The 23,867-nt window shown below is 49.4% G+C and carries 18 protein-coding genes; 3 read left to right on the forward strand and 15 right to left on the reverse strand.

The window, feature by feature from the left end; genetic code table 11:
* Window positions 1-112: 112 nt before the first annotated feature.
* Both CR205_RS16375 and CR205_RS16380 read left to right on the forward strand, forming a co-directional pair.
* The gene (locus tag CR205_RS16375) at window positions 113-931 is read left to right on the forward strand and encodes a hypothetical protein (RefSeq protein ID WP_110521221.1); all 819 of its coding nucleotides are present in this window, start codon (window positions 113-115) and stop codon (window positions 929-931) included.
* 61 nt (window positions 932-992) lie between these two features.
* Complete coding sequence (locus tag CR205_RS16380; RefSeq protein WP_110521222.1) at window positions 993-1,199, forward strand: CAP domain-containing protein; 207 nt, start codon at window positions 993-995, stop codon at window positions 1,197-1,199.
* Window positions 1,200-1,367: 168 nt separating this feature from the next.
* Here the strand turns inward: CR205_RS16380 and CR205_RS16385 are convergent, their stop codons facing one another.
* The 14 genes from CR205_RS16385 to CR205_RS16450 all read right to left on the reverse strand — a co-directional run bounded on the left by CR205_RS16385 (window position 1,368) and on the right by CR205_RS16450 (window position 20,503).
* The gene (locus tag CR205_RS16385) at window positions 1,368-2,849 is read right to left on the reverse strand and encodes a tripartite tricarboxylate transporter permease (protein ID WP_110521223.1); all 1,482 of its coding nucleotides are present in this window, start codon (window positions 2,847-2,849) and stop codon (window positions 1,368-1,370) included.
* A gap of 30 nt (window positions 2,850-2,879) precedes the next feature.
* Window positions 2,880-3,413, reverse strand: coding sequence for a tripartite tricarboxylate transporter TctB family protein (locus CR205_RS16390; protein WP_110521224.1), 534 nt, complete (start codon window positions 3,411-3,413; stop codon window positions 2,880-2,882).
* A 60-nt stretch (window positions 3,414-3,473) separates the two neighbouring features.
* Window positions 3,474-4,475 carry a Bug family tripartite tricarboxylate transporter substrate binding protein gene (locus CR205_RS16395; RefSeq protein WP_110521225.1) on the reverse strand — a complete coding sequence of 334 codons (1,002 nt, stop codon included), beginning with the start codon at window positions 4,473-4,475 and terminating at the stop codon, window positions 3,474-3,476.
* Window positions 4,476-4,488: 13 nt separating this feature from the next.
* Window positions 4,489-5,502 carry a PdxA family dehydrogenase gene (locus tag CR205_RS16400; RefSeq protein WP_110521226.1) on the reverse strand — a complete coding sequence of 338 codons (1,014 nt, stop codon included), beginning with the start codon at window positions 5,500-5,502 and terminating at the stop codon, window positions 4,489-4,491.
* The gene (pdxA, locus tag CR205_RS16405) at window positions 5,499-6,524 is read right to left on the reverse strand and encodes a 4-hydroxythreonine-4-phosphate dehydrogenase PdxA (RefSeq protein ID WP_110521227.1); all 1,026 of its coding nucleotides are present in this window, start codon (window positions 6,522-6,524) and stop codon (window positions 5,499-5,501) included. Before pdxA ends, CR205_RS16400 begins: the two co-directional genes overlap by 4 nt.
* Window positions 6,521-7,819, reverse strand: a complete 1,299-nt coding sequence (locus tag CR205_RS16410; RefSeq protein WP_161524818.1) for a four-carbon acid sugar kinase family protein — start codon at window positions 7,817-7,819, stop codon at window positions 6,521-6,523. Before CR205_RS16410 ends, pdxA begins: the two co-directional genes overlap by 4 nt.
* Window positions 7,820-7,821: 2 nt before the next feature.
* Window positions 7,822-8,583, reverse strand: coding sequence for a DeoR/GlpR family DNA-binding transcription regulator (locus CR205_RS16415; RefSeq protein WP_110521229.1), 762 nt, complete (start codon window positions 8,581-8,583; stop codon window positions 7,822-7,824).
* Window positions 8,584-8,904: 321 nt separating this feature from the next.
* Complete coding sequence (locus CR205_RS16420; protein WP_110521230.1) at window positions 8,905-9,891, reverse strand: LacI family DNA-binding transcriptional regulator; 987 nt, start codon at window positions 9,889-9,891, stop codon at window positions 8,905-8,907.
* Between the two features lie 71 nt (window positions 9,892-9,962).
* Window positions 9,963-13,304 carry a GH36-type glycosyl hydrolase domain-containing protein gene (locus tag CR205_RS16425; protein WP_236634873.1) on the reverse strand — a complete coding sequence of 1,114 codons (3,342 nt, stop codon included), beginning with the start codon at window positions 13,302-13,304 and terminating at the stop codon, window positions 9,963-9,965.
* Window positions 13,305-13,339: 35 nt separating this feature from the next.
* Window positions 13,340-15,517, reverse strand: a complete 2,178-nt coding sequence (locus tag CR205_RS16430) for a glycoside hydrolase family 3 N-terminal domain-containing protein (protein WP_110521231.1) — start codon at window positions 15,515-15,517, stop codon at window positions 13,340-13,342.
* An 87-nt stretch (window positions 15,518-15,604) separates the two neighbouring features.
* A complete protein-coding gene (locus tag CR205_RS16435; RefSeq protein ID WP_110521565.1) occupies window positions 15,605-16,399 on the reverse strand; it encodes a carbohydrate ABC transporter permease in 795 nt (264 codons plus the stop codon).
* Window positions 16,400-16,431: 32 nt separating this feature from the next.
* Entirely contained in the window at window positions 16,432-17,283 is an 852-nt protein-coding gene (locus tag CR205_RS16440; protein ID WP_236634893.1) for a carbohydrate ABC transporter permease, read from the reverse strand.
* Window positions 17,284-17,596: 313 nt separating this feature from the next.
* Window positions 17,597-18,850: a sugar ABC transporter substrate-binding protein gene (locus CR205_RS16445; protein ID WP_110521233.1), complete on the reverse strand. Its 1,254-nt coding sequence runs from the start codon at window positions 18,848-18,850 to the stop codon at window positions 17,597-17,599.
* 294 nt (window positions 18,851-19,144) lie between these two features.
* Window positions 19,145-20,503, reverse strand: a complete 1,359-nt coding sequence (locus CR205_RS16450) for a glucoamylase family protein (RefSeq protein WP_110521234.1) — start codon at window positions 20,501-20,503, stop codon at window positions 19,145-19,147.
* 598 nt (window positions 20,504-21,101) lie between these two features.
* On the opposite strand from CR205_RS16450, the gene CR205_RS16455 reads away from it, so the two are divergent.
* Window positions 21,102-22,307, forward strand: coding sequence for an endo-1,4-beta-xylanase (locus tag CR205_RS16455; RefSeq protein ID WP_110521235.1), 1,206 nt, complete (start codon window positions 21,102-21,104; stop codon window positions 22,305-22,307).
* A 183-nt stretch (window positions 22,308-22,490) separates the two neighbouring features.
* Here the strand turns inward: CR205_RS16455 and CR205_RS16460 are convergent, their stop codons facing one another.
* Window positions 22,491-23,606, reverse strand: a complete 1,116-nt coding sequence (locus CR205_RS16460; RefSeq protein ID WP_110521236.1) for a GntR family transcriptional regulator — start codon at window positions 23,604-23,606, stop codon at window positions 22,491-22,493.
* Window positions 23,607-23,867: the final 261 nt, after the last annotated feature.

Here is a 23,867-nt window from a genome sequence, read left to right on the forward strand (position 1 = left end):
CCGAAGTAACAAAAGTTCTAGTCAGTGACGATGTCAACAAACCTTATGACCTGCCTTATGAACCCTAAAACAGATCCAGTTCAATTTTCAAAATCCTAGAGGAGGCGTTAGAATGTTAACCAAACTAAAATATGTAATGATGGTGGCTTTGTTTGCCATGGCGTTTCAAGCTGTATTGCCGGCGGTTACTGTTGCAAATGGCCCCAGCACAGAGGAAAATTCTCTGTCCGAAATGACAGCTGAAGAAAAAGAAAAGGTGGAAGCATCTGTTGAAAGCCCTTCGTTTACAAATATGACAGAGCTTTCTGCCGATAACCAAAGACTAGTTGAGGAAGTAAGTGAAAATCCGGATGTGCATCTTGAAAAGGCCGCTTATGTGAATGGTGAAGAAATTATTATTTATAGCACACCTGACTCTGACGTAAAAGTGGCATCAACTGAAGGTTATGCGGAGGTTGTTGAACAAATTGATGAAAAAACATTCCTCATTAATGGTGAACGCCATACAGTAGAGCATAAAAATAAAGATGTTAAAAAGGATTCGTCTGCTTCCGATGAGAATGTTGCTCCTCTCAGCAGCTGGACAGAAATTTCCAACCCCGGCGGCCCGTGGGTTTCAGTGAGTACCGGATGGACGGATCTTCATTTTAATAATGCGATTGGCACCTATTCCACTGGTACTCTTGCCATAATTATAGGTTCACTTGTTCCGAGTGTATGGGGACTAGTGGTAGGCATCGGAGTTGCTTCAATGCTGATTTCCTCCAATTTTACTAACTCCAGTGCAGCAAAGGTGTACAGAGTAAATTATGAACACGGAGATGCTCCTCAGGTTTATCGCCAGACCAGTTTTCATTCTTATGCTGTCTGGGAAGGTCAGGATCACTTTCTCGGAATTGACCGAGAATACTATTCATGGTCACCACTTTAAGTTGACGAAAGACTGCCTTTAGGGGCAGTCTTATTTTTTAGAGTGGGCTTAAGACCAAAAGATCACTAGAACTACTCCCGGGGGAAATATTGCAGCCGGATATTGGACTCCACTCGCCACGATGGAGGGCTGGATGAACAGCTCCGGCCACCGCGACAACCTCCTTCGCCCGCACTATATTTACATGGGTGCAGGATACGTGGCACGGGGCGACTCCGGCTCCCCATCCCCCACCTACTGGACACAGATGCTCAGCAGCAGAATGTAAAGCGGGCATGTGAATTGGGGACGGTTCTTTATTAACATGTCTTAATAAACATCTAAATAACCCAGCCCGACACTAATATGTCGGGCTGGGTTATTGTCGTAGTCATTTATAGGTTTACAGATGCCCTTCCCATTTCGGGCTAAATGCCACGTGAGAACCGTCCCCACTTTACACTTTCTTTTTCTTCATCAGGGCGCTGATAAGTGGAACCAGAAGGGCGAGTACGGCCAGTCCTATGAGGGTGGCGCTGATCGGTCGGGTCAAAAAGATGGTAATATCGCCGTTTGACATGAGCAGCGCTCTTCTGAATTCCACTTCCGCGATTGGCCCCAGCACCACACCGAGAATAATCGCTGCCAGTGGGAATTTCAGTTTATCAAAATAGTAGCCTATGATCCCGAACAGGAGCATAATCCAGATATCAAAGACAGAGTTCCGTACCGCGTAGGTACCTATGATACAGAAAATGATAATAAACGGTCCCAGCGCAGTGTAAGGAACTTTCATAATCTTTGAAAAAAGGCTGATAAACGGTTTGGCAAACACAATAATCAAAACGTTTACTAGCAAAAGAGCAATAAAGATCGTATAAACAAGTGACGGTTCGTTCGTCATCAGCATTGGTCCCGGCTGCAGTCCGTGCATAATAAAGGCACCGAGAATAACAGCCGTGGTTGCACTTCCCGGAATCCCCAGCGAAAGCAGGGGAACCATGGCCCCCATGGCAGCCGCATTATTACCTGATTCAGGTGCGGCAATCCCTTCCGGTACCCCTGTACCGAACTGTTCGGGATTTTTCGACCAGCGTGTAGCCTCACTGTAGCTGAGCATTGCTGCTGTGGTCGCACCAACACCAGGCAGAATACCGACTGACATTCCGAGCAGGGACGAACGTAGAATCGTATATTTTACACGGCTGATAATTTCCTTATCAAACACCTTTGTTTTCACTTTTTTCATTTCCTGTTTGATTGTGTGATCCTCTTTGCTTCTCCGCATGACCTCGGAGATGGCAAACAAACCGATCAGTACAGGAATAAAATCAATACCGCTTACGAGATAAAGAGAGTCAAAGGTGAAACGCTGGGATCCTGACAGCGGATCCATTCCGACAGAGGCAATGAATAAACCAAATGCCACCCCGATAAAACCGAGAATCAGCTTCCCGCCGCTTAGGGAGACAACGACAGTTAAACCGAGAACCGCGAGCGCAAAGTACTCAGGTGAGGAAAAATTCAGGGCAAACGCCGCAAGTAGCGGTGTGAGTGTGATTAAAAACAGTGTTCCGATGATTCCACCCATTGCGGAACTGAAAATACCAATGCCCAGTGCCTTCCCGGCGAGCCCTTTCTGTGTCATCGGATAGCCGTCCAGAACGGTGGCCACCGCCTCAGGCGTACCCGGCGTCCGGAACAGAATGGCACTGATCAGGCCTGAAAAGACAGAGGCTGCATAGATCGTGGTGAGCAGGATAAAAGCTGGAATCGGCCCGAGACCATAGGAAATCGGCAACAGGATAATAACCAGCATCGTCCCGCTGATTCCAGGTAAAGCCCCGCCGAGAAAACCAACAAACAAAGCCAGTAACAGAATAAGCAGGTGGATAGGCTGTATGATGTTCTCTAAACCCAAGAGTATGCCTTCTATCATCTTGACTCCACCTTTCTAGGAAAATACATACTAATAGATCAGGAAACTGATAGACCGGAAGACGCCAGTTCCCCTTGGAAAAGGAATGTTTAATACGTGAATAAATACAAGAATAATAGCGACATTACTGGCAAGTGAAATGATCGCAACTTTCACTATTTTCCCCATCCCGAGCAGCCAGGCGATAAAAAAGAATAAAAGCGGCGTCACTACGACAAAGCCGAGTATGGGAAGGAGCATAATATAAACGGCGATGGCTGCAAGAATGTAAAAATGCCGGTATTTGAGGCTTAACGTTCCTGCCGACTTGCCTGGAGAGACAGTTTCTGTCTGTTCCTCTGTTTTATCTGTTTCTGCAGCATCAGCAGTTCCTTTTTTCATCACCCAGACTTCCTTTACGAGCAGGATGATGCCCATCACCAGCATGAAAGTCAGTACCATGATTGCCCACCCGGCAGGACCCACTGTGCCCGGGTTGGCTCTTGACGGCATCTGAAAAGCCTGAACGAGAAAGAAGGACGCAAATAAAATTGTGATTACAGCAAGGATGATATTGGCTTTCATTTTCCCCACTCCTTACAGAAAGGAGGAGTTCTGGCCTCCTCCTTTCCAACTGTCATGTGTTTACTCGCCTTCAATTTCGGCAATAATTTCTTCGTAGATTTCAATGTCTTCTTCTAATTTCTGCTTGAAGTCTTCTGCGCCCATCCATCCGTCACGAAGATCAAGGTAGTTATTTGCTGCGTATTCCTGGTAAGTTTCCGTTTCCATTGCCTGACGGGCAGCATCTTCAAGTTTTTCAATGATCGCTTCCGGTGTATCGGCAGGGGCCATGAGATACCGCTCCACACCATCAGTCAGATCCCAGCCCTGTTCGACAGTCGTCGGTACATCTTCAAAGTCATCGAGACGCTCTTCGGAGAAGAATACAAGCGGCTGAAAATCGCCTGACTCGATATAGGAAACCGTTGGACCTACTTCCTCAAGAATAGCATCAAGATGTCCCCCGAGAAGACCGGAGTGCATCTGGCCTGCCCCTTCCATCGGAATATAGTTCATATCCGTACCGGTCGCATTAATAAACCGTCTTGCCGTAATTTCATCGATCCCCATTGTACCTACGGCCCCCAGATTCACTTCACCGGGATTCTCTTCGGCGTAAGCCACCAGATCTTCAATCGAGTCGAACTCGTCACTCAGTACCTGAATGGCATAGATATCACTCTGAATCCGGGCAATTGGAACGACCTGGTCAAGACCGTAACTGTTTGTGCCTGCTGCTGTCGTAACAGCAAAGGCTGAATCCCCAATCAGCGTATAACCGTCTCCCTGGTTCTGCTGCATTGCATTCTGCATGGCAACTACACCGGATCCCCCTTCCTGATTGATGATGTTGAAGTTTCCATCAATAATGTCTTCCATTTCATTCGTGATGGTGCGAACGAAGTTATCCGTTCCGCCACCCGGTCCATGGCCAACATAAACCTCGATTTCCCTTTCCGGATACGAATCGGCAGCATCTTCCGTTGCTCCATCTGTCTCTGCTCCCCCACAGGCTGTAAGAACAGCAGCACCCATGGCAACGCTTACAAAAACTGACTTTTTCTTATCAAGCATCTTCTTCATGATAAATCCCCCTTTAGATTTTCACTTTTCTATCAGATGACATCCTTAAAACCATTCTGAACGCTGCATTCGTAGCACCAGGATCCGCTTTACCCTTGCCGGCAATATCAAATGCCGTACCGTGGGCAGGCGTTGTGAGTGTCACGGGAAGCCCCCCGCTCATCGTCACGCCCCGGTTAAATCCGAGCATTTTCATCCCTGTCTGAGCCTGGTCGTGGTACATGGCAAGCAGACAGTCAAACGGGTCCTTGTTCAGTCTCAGGAACAGTGTATCTGCAGGGTAAGGACCTTCCACCCGGTATCCTTTGCTCTTCATGGTTTCGATCGCCGGAATTATCGTATCGATCTCTTCGGTACCGATCATGCCGCCTTCCCCTGCATGGGGATTGAGAGCGGATACAACAATTTTAGGATTGGCGATGCCCGCCTTTTTCAGTGTGTCATGCGCAAAGGCGATACGCTGTTCGACTTTCTCCCTGGTGATGTTTTTACTGACATCCTTTATTGGAATATGGGACGTTAACCGGGTCACCCACAAATCATCCATCACATTGATTTCACTGAACCCTTCTTTGCATTCGAGCAGCTCTGCAAAGTAATGCAGCTCGTCCTGAAAATGATGGCCGCCCCGGTGAAGGGCCTCCTTATTCAACGGGGCGTACATCACACCGTCGATTTTCTTTTCTTTTGCCAGTTTAAGAATGAAAGCAAGTGTCTCTCCTGTCATTTTTCCGGAATGAGGGGACAGCGTGCCAACCTCGTAATCTTCCGGACTTAAATTCTTCAGATCCTGAAAGTAAATCACCCCGCTGTTGTGTTTCACTTCCTCGAAGCTTTCCACTTCTGTGACCTTCAGCTTCATCCCGGCAAACTCTTCCCCCTGCCGGAGAACTCTCTTATCTCCGGCAAGGAACCAGGTGGCAGCTTCTAAAATCTCCTGATTCTGAAGGGATTTCACCACCAGTTCGGATCCAATTCCCGTAGCATCACCCAGTGTAATTCCAATCATCGGTTTCGTTTGTGTCATCGTGATCCCCCAGTTTCATTTACGGCTTTATAAAATGATCGGCTGTATTTAGCTGCAAGTTTGATGCACTCTTCCATACTCACACTGCTGGCAATTCCTTTTCCTGCAATGTCAAATGCAGTACCGTGGTCAACCGATGTTCTGAGAAACGGAAGCCCATTCGTAATCGAAATTGTCCGCTCAAAGTCTGTCATTTTTGCGGCGATATGCCCTTGGTCGTGGTAAAGGGAAAGAACTGCTGCGTATTTATCATTAAGGGCATGATGGAAGACAGAATCTGCCGGCACTGGACCAACGGCTTTCAGACCTTCCTGGACAGCTGCCTCAATGCCGGGTCCGATTTCGTCCACTTCTTCCCGTCCAAACAGCCCGTTTTCCCCGGAGTGGGGATTCAATCCGGCAACTGCAATCAGCCTGTCCTCCACACCAAGTTTCTGAAGGGCCTCATCACAGCGGTGAAGGTAATGACGCACACGCTCTTTGGTCATTTGCCCGATGGCATCTTTCAGGGATAGGTGACGGGTGAGGAAAAAGATCCGCATGTTTCTTACCTGAAACATGGTGAGGGGATCAGTCGACCCGGTGAGTTCCTCCAGCATTTCCGTGTGTCCGATATGAGGGACTTTGGCGGCCTGCAGTGATTCTTTATTGATTGGTGTCGTCGCAATGGCAGAGACATCCCCGTTCATGGCAAGTTCAATTGACGTCTTAATATAATCGAAAGCAGCCTGTCCTGCCTGTGCCTGGACTTCCCCCATTTTCAGATTGTCTGAGTCCAGGTTGTCAAAGTTGAGAACATCGATTGTCCCAAGCTCGTACTTACCTTCTGATGGATGCTGGATTTCATTAAATTGCAGGTCCGTTTCCGTATATGTGAGGGCCTTTTCAAGTACAGCTGTATTTCCTACCACAAGCGGTGCGCAGGAATCATAGATTTCTTTACTTTTAAGTGCTTTAACCGTGATCTCAGGACCTATTCCTGCCGGATCTCCCATTGGTATTGCAATAATATCTCTTTTCATATGAAACACTCCTTTGTTTGATGTGTAAGACTCTGAAGAAATTCCACGCTTTTGAGTACGGTCATATTATCTCCTGCCATACCGCCCTTGGTGACGACAGGGAGGCCGTCAAATGAACCATCCAATAAATGACCGTAGGCTACGAGTGGTGATACTTCTCCCTTCAGGCTTATGCCTTTTGCACCACCTGCCTCACAAAATGAACAGGTCACGTCACCCCCGCTGAAAAAGCAGCCTTTGATCGTAAATACAGGCGAGGTGATAAGCCGCCTCGAGATCTCTGCCAGTCCCTGCGTAATTCGTTTTGCAAGTATGGCGTCTGATGTGTTTTCTCGTTCTGCAAGCGATTTCAAATTAAGACGCTCACTGTTTTCCCTGTTTGTCGTCACAAGAATGACCGGGGCACGGTTGAAATGCTGCAGTGCTTTAGTCACTACGCGGGTCACTTCCTCCTCCCAGCTCACAGTTAAGGAAGCAAGTTTTTCGGAATCCACGTACAACGGTTCTGTACCGGTTTCCTTCATAAAGTAGCGAAGCTGATTTCGGGTTACTTCCGTCGCGCTCCCTACGGAAACAAGGATCTGTCCGCTGTACCTGCTTCTCAAAGCCCTTACATATTCATTTGTAAGTGGACCGGGATCAGCGGGGATCAGTCGTATTCCTTTAATTCTGGCCATCGCTTGGCCCACTGTCCTGACATGCTCTTCGGTGCGGCTGTCGCAGAAGATTACTCTGCTTCCATTATCAAGCTGAGAACGAAGGAATGAAGCAAGCTGTTCAGTTCCCTGTTCAATTATGTTCAAATCGATCACTGATTCACGGTGGCTTGTCCGGATGATCTGCTGGACCTGTGAACTTAGAAGAGGGAAAACAGGATCCTTGGCCACATCGGTCTCCTCCAGCGGTACTCGATGAACGAACAGCCTGCCATCCACCACTGTCCTGCCGGAATCAGGATACGCCGGACAAACGATGACTGCGCTTTTCTCGCCCATCTCTTCCAGGAGGGTATCCAGTTCCTTGCCGATGTTTCCCCTGATTGTACTGTCAATTCGTTTTGCTATGAGGTCGACGCCCCAGTTCCTTAAGGTCTGGGCGGCTTCTTTCACTCTTATTGCCGCTTCGCTTTTTTTACAGTATCTGCTGTCTGTGTCAATACAGAGAGCCTTTGTGTCCTCGTTAGACGGAGGGGGCGAATTCCGCATGATCGTGGTTGTCTTTATATCCTGATGCACCAGCTTGACCCCGGTTGCATTTGCGCCGGTTAAATCATCTGCAATCACACCAATTTTCAAGGCTATACACCTCCACATAGAACCTGTACTTTATTTTCGTAACTGCTTCTTGCTGCTTCGGGAACCTGTGAATCGGTAATAACCCCCCCAATCTCCTCTAGTCTGCATACGCTGGCAAAAGCCCGCTTTCCAAACTTGCTGTGATCAGCCAGCAGCCAGGTGGTCTGTGCCGCCTGCTTCATCATCTGCTTGATCAGTGCCTTTTCAAAAGTTGGGGCCGAAACACCGTGATTGTAATCGACTGCATGAGCACCGAGGAAAAAAACATCGGCGTGAATGGCCTTCAGCAGCTGCTGCGTTGCCGTTCCAAGGAGTGATCCAGTTTCCATCTGCATCTCCCCGCCTGTCACAATCACTTTGTTCTTACTGCCCATCAGCTCGCTTGCAATTTTAATATCGTTTGTCACAATTGTAAGGTTCTCCCTGTATGAGAGTTGCTTAGCAAGTTCAAATGTAGTGGTACCTGAATCCAGAATGATCGTGGAGTGATCTTCCACCATTGCTGCTGCCCGTAGAGCAATTTCCTGCTTTTGCTTTTTATTCTGAGATTCCTTGGCAGCGTAGTTCGCTTCTTTTGTCAGTGACTGTGAGGAAATGGCGCCGCCATGGGTTCTGACGACTTTGCCTTCCTGCTCAAGTTCTCTCAGATCTCTACGGATCGTCATAGCTGAAACTTCAAGTGACTTTGAAGCGTTCTCAATATCAATTTTTCCCTGTTCGAGCACCATCTGCTCGATCCAGGCTCTTCTCTCCAGTGGTAACATATGCAACACCGCTCTTTGTTAATTTTGAACATCTTATATGTTCGATTATGTTACTATTGTTCGTTTTTGTCAACAGTGTTTTTAGAATTGTTTGATTTTTTGTGAAATGGGGACGGTTCTTGCTTCACATTTTTAATAAACAACCCAAATAACCCAGCCCGGCACATCAGTGCCGGGCTGGGTTATTGTCGTAATCATATATAGGTTTACAGGTGCCCTTCCTATTTCAGGCTAAATGCCAAGCGAGAACCGTCCCCAAATGACAACCTGCCTAAATGCAAATCAGGAACCGTCCCCACTTAACATGCCCAAACGACACGCCTACTTCACTGATTCTCTCTCAATGAGCTGCGTATCAAAGGAATAATTCTCCTTCACCCGCACCCCTTCGAGCACCTGAAAGATGACATGTGAGGCGAGTTTGCCGATCTCGTATTTGGGCTGGCGCATGGTCGTCAGCGGCGGCGACAGGTACGGTGCCAGCTGGATATCATCAAAGCCGATGATCGCCACGTCGTCCGGCACGCGAATTCCGTTCTCCTTCAGGGCCTCCAGGCCGCCGATGGCCATTTCGTCGTTGGCGAAGAAAATCGATTCGGGCATTTCCCCCTGGTGAATCAGCATTTTCGTTGCCTGATAGCCGCCCTCCTGCGTGAACTTTCCGTTCAGAATCCACTTGGAAAAGGGAGTCAGTCCATGGTGTTTCAGGGCATCAAGATAGCCGGCGAGACGATCCTGGCTGTCCACCGAATTCGACGGGCCGCTGATAAACGCTACGGATTTTTTCCCCTGCCGGAGCAGGTAATCCGTCGCCTTGAATCCGCCATTCACGTTGTTCACATTAATACTGATAATGTTCGGGTCGCCGGTCACGTAACGGTCGAGCACGATGATCGGAAAGCCCTCCCGCGCAGAACCCTGAATAAAGCTGTTCTCGATATTGTGAGCAAGGAGGATCACCCCGTCTGTCCGCGTTTCCCGCAGAAACTTCACAGCCGTTGAACTTTCGTCCCCGTAGGAACTGCACACAATCAGGTCGTACCCCTTCTCCAGCACCAGCTCCTGAACGCCCCGGATCAGCTCCGAATAGAACGGACCGGTCAGGTCGCTCAGTATCAGGGCGATCGTTTTCGTTTTGTTCTTTTTCAAATCCATCGCCATACCGTTTTTCCTGTAGTTCAGCTCTTTGGCTGCGGCGAGAACCTTTTCGCTCGTTGCCCGGCTGATCTTCTTATTGCCGCTCAGCGCATAAGAAGCCGTCGAGACCGCCACGCCTGCTCTTTTTGCCACATCTTTAATTGTAGCCATGGATTCACCTCCCCCCTGTAATATTTCTGCAAAGTCACCCGATCAAGATGAAACTTCCTACTACCAATTTACTACACAAACAAATCTATTTCATTTTTTTCGTCAGAAGAAATCAGTGTTTTACTGATTTTCATGCCGCCGTCTCGGTAGCGGTTCGCAAGCGGCTCCGAAGCCACCGCTTCCCCGTTGACCTCGACCCTGCCGTTTACCGGCTCGCCACCGGACAGGTGATACTTGACCGTCACCGGACGCCCGCCGACTGAAAACTCCAACTCAAGACCGTCAAGACCCACATCAAGTACGGGATCAAAAATCACCATGTCCCCTTCTTCACGGACACCGAGGACGTTCGATACGAGCTGGTTCAGATAGATTCCCGGACCGCTGGAATAGATGCGCCAGCCGCCCTTCACTTTTACGTCGCCCGTTTTCAGCTGGTCAAATTGCTCAGCCGCCTCGTAGCGGTTATTGAACTTTCCGTCGGAGCTGCTGAAGTAGGCATTGCTCTGACGCACATCCGCGTTCGGCACTGCATCGGTGATGCCCACCGGGTTAATCACCTTAAGCGCGTTCCACGCCACGTCGCCCTTGCCGATTTTGGCCATCGCTTCGATAAAACGGATGTGGGCGTGCACGTACTGAAGACCGATCTCCCGGCCGAAGTTCGCGGCCTGCTCGGCACGCTTGAAGTGCTTGCTCACACCGCCGTCATAGCGGGCAGGCTTGTTCATGAGGCGCACACCGTCGGGAAAATAAAGATGTTCTCTGATCAGCTCGTAATGCTCTTTCATTTCATTTTCATCAAAAAGCTCGCTGATCATGCTGCGGGTCATCGGCAGAAGCCGGTATTCGATCCCGGTTTTGCTGTCAGAGGGATGAACCATTTTTTCAGGGTTTTCCTTATCTGCAAAATATAAAAATCCGGAAATGACCTTGTCGTCACGGAGAAACTTCTTATAATCCTTTTTAACCCCTTCTGCGAGGCGGTTCACTTCCGAAGCTTCTTCCAGCTCTGCTTCCTCAAGCATCTCACCAAGACGGGCGAGCGACTGGTATGTGAGCGCCACTGTCCAGCTGCTCACCATATACTGCTTGAGCTCCTGGTTCGCCGGCTGGAGCGTGTCGTCCCAGTCGCCGTCCCCGTAGGAAGACAGGAAAGTATCGTGAAGGAAGTTCGCTTTAATATAGTCAATCTGCTTGTTCACGTGATCCAGAAGCGTCCACTTCCGGCCGGTAAACTGCTTGCTGCTGCGAGCCGTGAACGGCAGTTCCTCCTGCAGAATCGCCGTGTCACCTGTCGTTTTCATGTAATCTGCCAGCAATTTGAGCGGCCAGACGATAATATCACCGTGGCTTTCCTCCTGCTGGACGGTCGTGTACTCGTCAAACATAAACCACTGCGGCCAGTTGCCCGTATCCTCATACTGGTGGGCATACACCGTCTTCACAATGTCTTTGACCCGGTCGTACTTCTGCATCGCAAGAAAATACTCCGCCGGCCCTTGGCACACGTCACGCGTGCCCCAGGCTGCTGCCGTATACTGCTCGAGCCCGTGCGGCACGGCGTAATGAACGAGCATGTTGTGCGTATACCACCACGCGAGCGTGTTGAGTTTCTCCACGTCCCCGTTCTGCTCACCGTCAAGCTTGAGCTTAAACCCGTTCATCAGCTCATTCACATACCGGCCGTAGCTCTCCTTCTCCTGCTGGAAGTCTTTTTCTCCGGCGCGATCAAACTTCCCGGACACACTTCCGGCAATCGTCAGGCGCCACTTCGAAACGGCATCCAGCTCAAAGGCAGCGAGCGACGCGGTTTCCTGCTCCAGTCCGGTCACGAGAGCCTGTTCATCGGTCAGTACTGACGGCACATCAAATCGCAGTTTGTAGGCAAGATCAGGATGCACCTCACGGCTCGGGGCCTCTTCGCCGGCTGTCACTACGTAAGCCCCGTCTTTTTCCTCCATATAAAATGGCAGTTCATATTCGTTAGGGGCCATGGACAGCTGATTCGTTACGAGGAAACGGTACTGTTTTCCCTGCTTCGATTCAATTTCCAGCGTTACTTCTGCATCACGAACCGTGGTGAAATTGGTAACCACAATCAGATCGTCCCCGGTTTTATAGTACCAGCGAGCGTAGTTAAAGCCCATTTCAAACACGGACGGCATGGCAAGAAGACAGTACTTGCCGCCTTTTTCAATGTAAATACGCTGGCCGGACGTTTTCGGGATATTCAGCGCATTTCGCGGGTTCGTCATCAGTTTGTTGATTGACGTATTCCCGACCGCAATCTGCGCATTGAAAATCCCCGTCATGTAGGACGTCGTGGTGATGAGTTCCTGATCCTGAGCGCCGTGATCAGCGGTCAGAAGAATGTGCCCGTGGGAGCGCTCGACCTGAAGCTCCTTCGCAGGAAAAACAACATGCTCGTGGGTTGGCGTGAAAAACGCCGCCAGTTTTTCTCCCGAAGTCTCCTCAAACCGTTTTTCCGGGAAAAGTCCATCTACTTCCGCTGAAGTGAGAGGGTACGTCTGGACGTTTTTTCCGGTCCGCGGGCTTACCGGGCCTGTCTTCGCTTCAATGAACTCGAACGTTTTGTTCTCCACGCGCTCCCAAGCTGCCTCCAGCTGATCCTGAAATTCCAGCTCCTTCACCGGTTCCGGGTGATTGTCCTTGAACATGCCGTAAAAAACGATCTTACGGCTGCCGTTCAGCGGCTCCCGACCGGATTTCAGACCGGTATAGGCGAATTCGTACTGGTAGTTTTCATTCGGAAACGTGTCCTTCGTTAACAGCTCAGGCTCGTCCGTTTCTTTATAGCTCAAGCCGAAAAACTGAAAGCCGTCCGTGACGTAGCCATCTGCACCTGTGAGACAGCCCTGCTGCATGTACGGGTTGCCGCCCGGCTGAGGCTGGTTCTGCCTGCTTGCAATCACAAAGCCTTTATCCGCTGTTTCGAACGGGCGATGGTCGATGTACTGGGAGGCGTACGCTTCGTTTGTACGGACCATGGCAGGTGCACCAAGACCGAGATCCTGTCCATAGACCACGTCCACATCTGCATCGTTTCCTTTAAGGTCCACCGTCCAGAACCACGTGCCTGAATCATCCGGGGAAAAAGTGACCCGGTATTCGACCTGTTCGAACGTCCCGTTCCACTCAACCGCTTCGTCCCCGAAAGAGACTGTTCCCGGCGCCTTCACACCGAGCATCGGACTCCACTTGATTGTGCCTTCTGAATGGATACGTAAAAACAGGTTATTTAATGATCCGTCAATCACGTTCCCGTTCCACTGATTGATCATCGTGTGCTCGGAACGGATGTCGTAAAGATCGCCGGTTGCTAAAAATGTATAGGTTACCTCACCTGAGGTGATCGTGTGTGTATGCTTTGGCTGTGTTTCTTTTTTCACCGTGTATCTCTCCTCGCCGTATGCTCTGGTGCCCGTTATCCTCTCTGACCTGCTGGCTGATAGGAAAAACGGCGTTCCTCTGTATTTCTGCTGTCTGGACCCACACTGACGATAAACTCCCCCGGGTCACACGCAAACGTCAAATCGCTGTGGTGGTACTTGAGGACCTGTTCGTCTACTTCAAAAACCACCTGTCCGGTTTCACCCGGCTTAAGCTGCACTTTCCGGAATCCTTTCAGCTCTTTTACCGGACGGACCACTTCCCCGACAAGATCGCGGACGTACAGCTGGACCGTTTCCTCACCGGCAGCTGTGCCTGTGTTGGTCACATCCACACTCACCTGAATCTTCCCGTTTTCCTTTATCACTCCGGAGGATAGCTGCAGGTTTGAATAGTCGAACGAGGTATAGCTCAGGCCGTATCCGAATGGGAATAACGGCTCGTTCGGTGCGTCCAGATATTTGGAGGCGAACCGGTCCTCAGGGGCAATCTGATCCTTCGGCCGTCCCGTGTTAAACGAGTTGTAGTACACCGGCACCTGACCCACATTGTATGGAAAGCTCATGGTCAGTTTTCCGGAAGGGTTTGTGTCGCCAAACAGAAGATCAGCGACCGCACGGCCCCCTTCTGTTCCCGGATACCACGCTTCAAGGACTGAGTCTGATTCTTCGATCACACCGTGCAGATCAAGAGGCCGTCCGTTGAACAGAACGGTCACGATTGGTTTGCCGAGCTTTTTCAGCTCTGCTACCAGCTGCAGCTGGGCTTCCGGCAGCCTGATATCGGTCCGGCTTCCTGCTTCGCCGCTCATCTCCGAGTGTTCACCCAGAGCCAGCACGATCACGTCCGCATCGGATGCCATCTCAACAGCTTCCTGCACCTGGTCGTATGTTACTGCTTCGATGTCGCAGCCTTGTGCAACATTCGGCGCTGATGAGAGCTTCTCGCTCACACCGGTTCTAACCGTCACTACGTCATCTTCAGAACCGAAGATGGACCACGGCCCCATCAGATCCCTGCTTTCCGCAAACGGACCGATCAGAGCAACGCGCTGGTCTTTTTGCAGCGGCAGCGCCCCGTTATTTTTCAGGAGGACGCACGATTTGGCTGCTGTCTCCCGTGCGGCTTTGCGGTTGGCTTCAGACAGGGTCACTGCTTCTTGCAGCTCCCGGTCTGCCCCGCGGTACGGGTTATCAAACAGGCCGAGTTTTTGTTTGAGCTTCAATATTCTGAGCACGGCTTCATCGAGCAGCGCTTCGGAGACAACGTTCTCTTGCACGAGCGTTTTGAGGTGCTGTACGTAGCATGGGGTCATCATTTCGATGTCCACTCCGGCTTCCACCGTTTTGCGCGCCGCTTCCTTATTGTCAGCGGCCACGCCATGAGGAATCGCTTCCTGTACGGCACCCCAGTCGGAAATGAGAATGCCGTCAAAACCCATCTCTTTTCGAAGCACGTCGCGCATGAGCCATTTGTTGCTCGTTGCCGGAATTCCGGCGACCGTGTTAAACGCGGTCATCACTAGTTCGGCTCCTTCGTCCAGGGCCGCTTCATACGCCGGCAGGTAGTACTCCCGGAGCTGGCGTTCTGACATATCAACGGTGTTATAATCCCGTCCGCCTTCCGGAGCCCCATACGCGGCAAAGTGCTTCACGCAGGCTGCCAGTTTGGTGGAATCCCCTTCAAGGTCGTCACCCTGATAGCCGCGGACAAAGGCACGGGCAAACACGCCGTTTAGATACGGGTCCTCCCCGGTCGACTCCATCACGCGTCCCCAGCGTGGATCTCGCACGAGGTCAACCATCGGGGAAAATGTAACGTGCAGGCCGGCTGCTGCCGCTTCTTCTGCGGCGATCGCTGCACTTTCCTCCACCGCTTCCGGATCCCACGTGCACCCCAGAGCGAGCGGGACTGGAAAAACGGTTTTATAGCCGTGAATCACATCAGCCATAAACAGAAGGGGAATGCTGAAGCGGCTTCGCTCCATGTATTCCTTCTGGAGTGCGCGGAGGTCGTCTGCGCCTGCTGCTCCGAGGATGGAGCCGCTCCCGCTCATGTCTTCCTTTGCCACTTCCATTCCGGCAAACGGGCCGGTAATTTTTCCTTTGCCGCTGTTTTCATTTATTAAAGAAGACACCACCTGCGACATTTGCGCCGCTTTTTCTTCTATTGTCATTTCGTTTATGAGTTCGTGCAGTTTTGATTGGTTCATTGGTTAGTCCTCCTGAAAATACAACTTTTGCTGTTCCGCTCCAGGCGGACGCTTTCCGCTCCACGCCTTTTTTGCAAGCTGTGGTTCCTACTTAATCCCCGTCGTATTGAACCCTTCGACGATATACCGCTGTACGAAGATGAACAGGATCAGTACCGGAATGACCATGACGGTTGCACCGGCCATCTGCAGGGCGAAACTGCTTGAATGCTGTCCCTGCAGGAGAGCAAGCCCGACGGAAAGGGTATATAACGCCTGATCGTTTGCCACAATGAGCGGCCAGAGGAAGCTGTTCCAGGCACCTACAAAGGTGAGAATCGCCTGTACTGCAAGGACCGGCTTGGAAAGAGGCAGGATAATCTGAAAGAAAATCCGGAATTCCTTTGCCCCGTCAATCCTGGCCGATTCGATCAGATCGTTCGGGATCGTCGTCATAAACTGCCGTATCAAAAAGATGTTGAAGGCGGCAATTAAGCCGGGCAGGATAATCCCTGCCATCGTGTTGGTGAGGCTCATCTGGTTTAACAGGAGGTAAACCGGGATCATGGACACCTGTGCCGGAATCATCATCGTGGCCAGCACACCGAGAAACACAATTTCTTTTCCTTTAAAATTGAACTTCGCGAACCCGTAGCCGGCCATCGTGTTAAACAGGAGACCGAGCATGGCAAAAAGCACGATGATCATCGTATTCGTAAAATACGTGCCGAAGTTCAGATTCTGAAAGAGATTGATATAGTGCTCAAAGGTGAACTCCTGCGGCCAGAATGTAGGAGGCATCGTGCGCGCTTCCCTTTCAGATTTAAAGGAACTCAGGATCATCCAGATAAACGGGATCGAGACCAGGAATCCACCGACAACTAAAACGGATGTGACGAACATCTTTTCAAATCTGGTTTTCAACCGTGTTCACCTCAATTCTCTTTCGATTTATTAAACGTAAACTGAATAAGTGTAGCCACAATGATAAACACGAACAGGATCAGTGATGCTGCCGCGGCGTAGCCGAATTCGTTATACTGGAACCCGCGCTCATAAATAAACAGGGCCATCGACATTGTGCCGTCAAGCGGTCCCCCGCCTGTCATGACAAACGGCTCCTCGAAAAACTGCAGCCAGCCGATGAGCGTTGTAACTGTGACAAAAAAGGTCGCATAACTGAGTGAAGGAATCGTAATGTATCTGAGCTTCTGGAATTTGTTCGCACCATCCATATCCGCTGCTTCATAGAAGCTTTTCGGAATCGACTGAAGTGCGGCCAGGTAAATGAGCATGTTAATCCCGATCCCTTTCCAGACAGCGAGAATGATTAACGAGATTTTTGCAATGAACGGGTGTTCAAGCCAAGGCACTTTTCCTAAGCCGAGACTGTTCAGGATAAAGTTGAACAGACCCACATCCATGTTGTAAAGGAAACCCCAGACAACCGCAATTGCCACAATGTTTGTGATGGATGGCACATAAAAGAGTACCCGGAAAAATGTGAATAGTTTACTGGTCATATAATTAAGAAGAAGAGCAACACCAAGTGAACAGATAATGACTAATGGAACACCGATACTTACATACACAAGCGTGTTAAAAATTGCGGTGTGAAACAGTGGATCCTGGAAGAGAGCGATGAAATTCTCAAGGCCTACCGTGTCCACCATGTCCCAATTTCTGAGGCCGATCAGGTTCATATCGGTAAAGCTGATCAGCAGACTGATCAGAATCGGGATAAATGAAAAGGCAATCAGGAGCAGAACCGCAGGCCCGATAAACATCCAGGGTGTAAGGGCGTTTTTTTGATTCACATACCTTTCCTCCTCGTACAAAATGATCGGTGATAAGGATAGAGAGAAAGGCTTCCGAGGAACCTTTCTCTCTGAAATTATGGTCATTCATATTCGTCATTCCGCTGCAGGCGGGCGCTTTCCGCGGGCAACGCGGTATACTTTCTCGGGGAAATTCCTGCTTCTTCCTCTGCCAGAATCCCTCCGAAGCGGTCTGCGTCGAAGCAACTCGCAGCTTAATCGCGAAGCATATGCTCGTCGCTGGAGTCGCCGCCTTTCGCTTCATTTAATATTTATAGGTTGTTTAGTTCAGGCGTCTTTCGGCCTGCTGCTGGAAGTTGTCCAGTTCTTCGTCAAGGTCGGCACCGCCGCGGTTAATCCGCTCAAGTGATGAAAGCAGATCCTGGGCCACGTTTTCCCACTCGCTTAGTACCGGTGGTGCTACGGCTTCTTCAAGCTGATCGCCAAAGACGGCAAGCTTTTCGTCTTCCTGAAGCTCTTCGTCATCCCAAGCGGACTGACGAGCCGGCAGTGTGTTTGTCTCTTTGAACCATTCAACCTGTGTTTCAGGCTGGGACATATAGGAGATAAACTCGAGGGACTCCTCCGGATGCTCAGTTTCAGCAAACACACTCAGGTGGGAGCCGCCGATGGCAGAAGCGTTTCGCTCGCTGCCCGGAAGCATCGCTACATCCCAGTCGCCGTCAATGTCCGGTGCACTGTCACGAAGGATGTTGACCATCCACGGACCGCTCGAGAACATCGGCTTGCTGCCTTCTTCAAAGCCCTGCTCAATTGGCGTACCTTCTGTTACCTGAACGAGCTCTTCAGCGAAGAACGTGTGGTAGTACTCCATCGCTTCTCTGAATGCAGGATCGGCAAAGTTCTCCTCTGCTGCTTCCTCGTTAAATTCCCATCCGTTCTGCCATGCAAAGATCGGCGGAACGAGCTGGTCATTCTGATCGATATCATAGCCGTACATGCCGTCACCACGGTCGGCAAGCTCAAGGGACACTTCAAGCATTTCATCCCAGTTCTGCGGCGGCTCGCTGAATCCGTGCTCTTCAAGGATGTCGGAGCGGTAGAATAGGACACGGGTATCTACATACCATGGCACACCGTATACAGCGTCATCGTAAACAGTTGTATCAAGAGCGCCTTCAAAGAAATCGTCGTTGCTGATGACGTCGTACTCGTCTGCGTATTCGGACAGGTCAAGGAAAGCCCCTGCGCCTGCGAATTCCGCCACCCAGGTCGTTCCAAGCTGGAGAACGTCCGGTCCGTTACCGGAGGCTACGGCTGTGAGCAGGTTATCGTGGGCGTTATCCCACGGAATTGCCTGGACATTGATTTCGATATTGTCGTGTTCGTTTTCAAAGTCTTCTACAAAAGACCCGAGGCGGTTTCCTTCCTCACCCATCGCCCATACGTCGAGAGTGACTGTTTCGCCGTTTCCGGCCTGGTCGCCACCGTTATCATTACCATCATCGTTTCCGCAGCCGGCTGCTGCAATGACGGAAATACCGGCAAACATGGCTAAGCTCTTTTTAAATTTCATCTTTTGACCCTCCCATTTTAGTGAAACGTTTCAATTATTTGATAAAAAAAACTATTAAAGATAATACCCTCGGTATGAATATCTCAGTGTTACTTCCGGATTCCGCTGCAGGCGGACGCTTTCCTAAGGTCTGGCCTCAGACTCCTCGAGAAAACCACTCTGTGGGGTCTTCGGTTGATGCGATTCCCACTGGAGTCGCCGCCTTTCGCTTCATCCTATAATGGTAAAAGACATTTATTAGCACCATTTCAATTTTGAGGGGACATAAGTTGTCCTGTCCCCTCTTATTATTGCCTACTCGTTAATCGAAAATTCTTCTCTTTCAAGCAGGTGTTCCGGGTTGGATCCGATTTCGTTTTCGTGGAAATAGTTTTTGATCAGGCCGTCATGGTTAAAGTTGGCGATCGAGAGCATGATCATGCCCTGATCGAGGGCCAGATACGCCTCTGTCACTTCACCAGTATGGACATTTACGGTGTCATAGAAACCGTACGGCCCGTAAAGTCCCATGCTGCGGAGTTCTTTAAAGTTATCAAACACGTCCATCGGTGCATATTCAAGTGCAAGGAAGGACGCATGTGGTGTTACGGTGCCATCTTCAGGATAGCCTTCCATACCGCCGGCAGGCACGCCGAATTCCTGATAGTCACCAGGGACCGCTGCCGGTGAGAAGCCCCATACCGGATAGCCTTCTTCTTCCGCATGCGCGATCTGCAGTTCAACATGTCGGTGGTTATTCAGTCCAAGTGCGTCTGTACCAAGCTCTTTCTCTTTTACAAGCAGTCCCGGCATTAAGGCTTCAAACATGCTTCCGCCCCAGCTTGGCACATACTTGATATCGTTGTGCTCGTAATGCCCCTGGAAGAAAGTCACGCCGTCGTATTCTACGTCATATCCCTGTGGAATCTGGCTCTGCCAGTCCCACTCAGGCGGGAAGGTACGGTGCATGTGCCACCAGTGCTCCGCAGGAACATCGCCTTTCCCGATTGCAAGATAGCTTGTGATTCTCGGTTCCGTGTAAAAAGCGCCGTAATGGTGATCCGTCAGGCTGCCTGTTTCCGCGTCGTAGCCGCCGTGGAACAGGTTCTCATCAGAATCGTAAAGCGTGGAATAATCCATTCCTTCTGCAAGGGCCAGGGCATCTTCTTCAAGCTCTTCGTAGGCTTCTGCTACAACAACGAGCCCTGCCGTAAGCCAGCCGTTATCCACCTGTGAGATAAACTGTCCCCAGTCTGTCATCAGGCTCGCATCGTCCGTGAAGTACCAGTTGTAGTACAGGCCGTTCCACGTTTCCATTTCCTGAAGACTGCTGATCGTTTTGCTGATTTTCTCAATGGCTTCATCTCTAGTAACAAAGCCCATCTCTTCCGCTGAAATGACGCTCATCATATAAAGACCGATGTTCGTCGGTGATGTATGCTTTCCTTCTTCGTCTTCATCCAGGCGGACAATATCATAGGTGAGACCTGTTTCTTCATCGGTAAAATCCTCGAAATACTTGTAGGTTTTCTTCGCAATGGCGTTCAGCTGCTTTTCAAGTGCAACCTCATGTCCGGGTGGATGCCCTTCGTGCGGCGGCTGGGCATGCTGCGTGGATGGCAGCAGTGCAAAAACGAGAACAGCGGTTAACATGATGCTCAATACCTTTTTCATAACTTCATCGTCCTTTCATAGGGAGATTATTGATACAAGACAAACGGGAAAAAGTCAGATCAGGTTCGGAATGCGGCTTTCAGGACGCTGGCAGCTCCAGCAATCACCTCCTCAAAATTGAGAAACTGTTGTGTCTGAAGTATGTAGTATGCTTAGTCATGCGAGGTAATTGAAACGTTTCTATAAAACAAATATTGGAATTCATTAATACATAACAAATACAGGCTTAACTTTAGGTGAAACGTTTCAATAATTCGATTGTAAAGGAAAATGTAAGCCTTTTCAACAGTATTTTTAAAATTTCATTTTTCCTCCGTTAAATAAGGAACTAAGTCCCGGACCGTTAAGAAAAGACGTTTAAAATCAGGAAATAACTATCACAACATTCAGACTATTTTTATTAATCTTTGTTCATCCACTATACAAACTAAGTTTACAGTTGCTATAGTTTAACTAGCAGATAACATAACCATAATTCTCCTCTGTTTTTGTAAGCCCTCTCAACTATCTGCAATTAATTTTTTCGAAAGGAGGTCAACGGAGCCCGGTCATTACACTTTAGGCTTTTTAAAAATCTATTAAAAAGGCGGAATTTATGATGCTTAAATCTTATAAAACCTATATCGTTACAGGTCTTGCTGTAACTGTTTTAGCTGGAAGTATGGGACTCAGCGCTGCAGCCCAGGGAAATCAGGCAAAAACGGGGGTATTTGGCGAGAATGGCAAGGGCAATGGAAAGCCCGCTCCTTTTGCCTGGCAGGTTGATTCTCTTGCTGACCGTTACGAAGCGTCCTTCGACATCGGGGCAGCAGTGGAACCGTTTCAGTTAAACGGAAGAAAGGGAAAAATTCTGAAACACCATTACAACAGCCTTGTGGCGGAGAATGCCATGAAGCCCATTTCTCTCCAGCCTGAAGAAGGAGAGTGGGACTGGGAAGGGGCAGACAGGATAGTCGACTTTGCCCGTAAACATGACATGGAACTGCGCTTTCATACCCTCGTATGGCATAATCAGGTCCCTGACTGGTTTTTCATGGATGAAGCAGGAAACCCGATGACTGAGGAAACAGATCCGGAAAAAAGAGAGACGAATAAAAATCTCCTGCTGGACCGTCTGGAAACTCATATCAAAACGGTTGTTGAGCGGTATAAAGACGACGTTACTTCATGGGATGTAGTGAACGAAGTTATTGACGACGGCACGCCGAATGACAGAGGTCTCCGTGAGTCCGTCTGGTACCAGATTACCGGTGACGAATACATTAAAACCGCATTTGAAACCGCAAGGGAGTACGCCGGGGAGGATGCGAAGCTTTTCATTAATGACTATAACACCGAAGTGCAGCCAAAAAGAGATCACCTGTACAACTTTGTACAGGATCTGCTGGAAGACGGAGTTCCCATTGACGGTGTCGGACACCAGGCTCATATTCAGATCGACTGGCCGACACTTGAAGAAATAGAAGATTCCTTTAACCTTTTCACTGATCTGGGGCTGGACAATCAGGTTACGGAACTGGATGTGAGCTTATACGGCTGGCCTCCGGTACCCGCCTATGAGGACTATGACGACATAGAAGAAAGCCGAATCGAAGCGCAGGCTGATCGTTACGAAGCGTTATTCGACCTGTACGAAGATCTTGGTGCGGACATCAGCAGCGTGACGTTCTGGGGTATTGCCGATAACCATACGTGGCTCGATGACCGCGCCACAGAGTACAACCCGGGAGAAAGAATCGATGCCCCGTTTGTTTTTGACCATAACTACAGAGTAAAGCCGGCTTTCTGGAGAATCATAGACTGAATGATTCATTGAGAGCTCTGTGCGAAAATCATTAAGAACATGATAAGGCCACCCAAATGAAATGCCGGGTGGCCTTAACTATGATCAAATATGCTGAACCTGCTAACAACCCCTCCTGCTGGTTCAGAAGGAAGCCCCCCTGATCCGATAAAAATGCAAATTGAGAACCGTCCCCACTTAGCATTATTGGGGTTCTTTTTGTCTTATTTCCTCTGTTGACTGGCGCTGGATAAGGGATGCAGGAAAGACTACCGGCTGAACCGTCTCTACTTTTGAGGAACTGCGGGCCATCTCAATCATTCTGATAACTGTGCGGGCCGCTTCCATTCCCAGCTCTTCTTTTGGATGTTCAATCGTTGTGAGCTTAACTTCGGAAGCAGTGGACAGGAATGAATCGTCAAACCCGACAATCGATATACGCTGGGGCACGGCCAGTTTAAGTTCACGAAGAACATGGAGCAGATTCAGTGCAAGCTGGTCATTGTAACAGACGACCGCTGTCGGCGGTGCATCGGATTCCTTTAATTTTCTTTTCAGCTCGTTGACCGGAACCGTCTCCCTCGTTTCGGTCGTAAACGTAACGATGTTCTGAGGGCTCAAGGTCGCTCCTCTGTCTCGATGAGCCTTAATAAACCCTTTCATTCTCTTCATACCCTGAATGTCGTCGTTCTTAAAGATGCCTAAAATACGTTCGTGGCCTAACTCCAGTAAATGGTCCGTCTGGAGCCTTCCCCCTTCCACATCATCCATAATTACATGAACCGGTTCGAGTTCTTCATAGTAAGCGTTTATCATCACATACGGGATGTTAAGGCGCTCCAGGTTAAGATAATAGTTAATGTTCGGGTTGGGGAGTGCACTTTTAGTAGGTTCGATGATAATGCCGTCAAACTGCTGGGATAAGACAGCTTCCAGACACCGCCTTTCTTCCTCGTGATCATTATTGGTACTGAATACCGTGACCTGATAACCGTGCTTTTTGAAAATCCGCTCTGCCCCTCGAATGATGGTAGGAAAGATGTAATCGGAGAAGTAGGTCGTAATGACCGCAATATTCTTTGTTCCTTCTTTTACATCTACTTCTGCAGACCATTCTGCACAAAACGTTCCTGCCCCCTGTTTCTTGTAGATCCATCCCTCATTAACCAGTTCATCAATGGCTTTTCGGATCGTATGCCTGCTTACCCCATATTCTCTCAGGAGCTCATTTTCAGATCCGACCTTTTCATGGGGCTGAAAATACCCCTGCATAATTTTTGATTTTATCTCTGATTTTACATAGCTGTATTTTGTTTTCACGCATGCTTCACCTCATTTTAAGATCCAGCTTACTTCAAGTAATGACTAATACAGGTAAAAGAGGAAGCCCTTTGCACCTGCCTTCACCCTTCTCACAATCAACTTATACGTACAATTATTTTCCGACGGTAATATATCTAATATACACGTTAATACAGGGTTTTTCAATTGATCAGTCCACAAAATATATCCACAAACTACCTTTTACCATACAAATATTCGTTATCTATAAGAGGGTCACTCGTCTACAGAAAATAAACA

Origin of the sequence: Alteribacter lacisalsi (genome assembly GCF_003226345.1) — a bacterium.
In the GTDB taxonomy this organism is placed as follows: domain Bacteria; phylum Bacillota; class Bacilli; order Bacillales; family Salisediminibacteriaceae; genus Alteribacter; species Alteribacter lacisalsi.

Bases quoted from the DNA above. Each gene is read 5' to 3' on its own strand.
- CR205_RS16375 (WP_110521221.1), top strand. From the start codon at position 113: ATGTTAACCAAACTAAAATATGTAATGATGGTGGCTTTGTTTGCCATG.
- CR205_RS16385 (WP_110521223.1), bottom strand. From the start codon at position 2,849: ATGATAGAAGGCATACTCTTGGGTTTAGAGAACATCATACAGCCTATC.
- CR205_RS16390 (WP_110521224.1), bottom strand. From the start codon at position 3,413: ATGAAAGCCAATATCATCCTTGCTGTAATCACAATTTTATTTGCGTCC.
- CR205_RS16395 (WP_110521225.1), bottom strand. From the start codon at position 4,475: ATGAAGAAGATGCTTGATAAGAAAAAGTCAGTTTTTGTAAGCGTTGCC.
- CR205_RS16400 (WP_110521226.1), bottom strand. From the start codon at position 5,502: ATGACACAAACGAAACCGATGATTGGAATTACACTGGGTGATGCTACG.
- pdxA (WP_110521227.1), bottom strand. From the start codon at position 6,524: ATGAAAAGAGATATTATTGCAATACCAATGGGAGATCCGGCAGGAATA.
- CR205_RS16415 (WP_110521229.1), bottom strand. From the start codon at position 8,583: ATGTTACCACTGGAGAGAAGAGCCTGGATCGAGCAGATGGTGCTCGAA.
- CR205_RS16420 (WP_110521230.1), bottom strand. From the start codon at position 9,891: ATGGCTACAATTAAAGATGTGGCAAAAAGAGCAGGCGTGGCGGTCTCG.
- CR205_RS16430 (WP_110521231.1), bottom strand. From the start codon at position 15,517: ATGAACCAATCAAAACTGCACGAACTCATAAACGAAATGACAATAGAA.
- CR205_RS16435 (WP_110521565.1), bottom strand. From the start codon at position 16,399: ATGTTCGTCACATCCGTTTTAGTTGTCGGTGGATTCCTGGTCTCGATC.
- CR205_RS16440 (WP_236634893.1), bottom strand. From the start codon at position 17,283: ATGTTTATCGGGCCTGCGGTTCTGCTCCTGATTGCCTTTTCATTTATC.
- CR205_RS16445 (WP_110521233.1), bottom strand. From the start codon at position 18,850: ATGAAATTTAAAAAGAGCTTAGCCATGTTTGCCGGTATTTCCGTCATT.
- CR205_RS16450 (WP_110521234.1), bottom strand. From the start codon at position 20,503: ATGAAAAAGGTATTGAGCATCATGTTAACCGCTGTTCTCGTTTTTGCA.
- CR205_RS16455 (WP_110521235.1), top strand. From the start codon at position 21,102: ATGCTTAAATCTTATAAAACCTATATCGTTACAGGTCTTGCTGTAACT.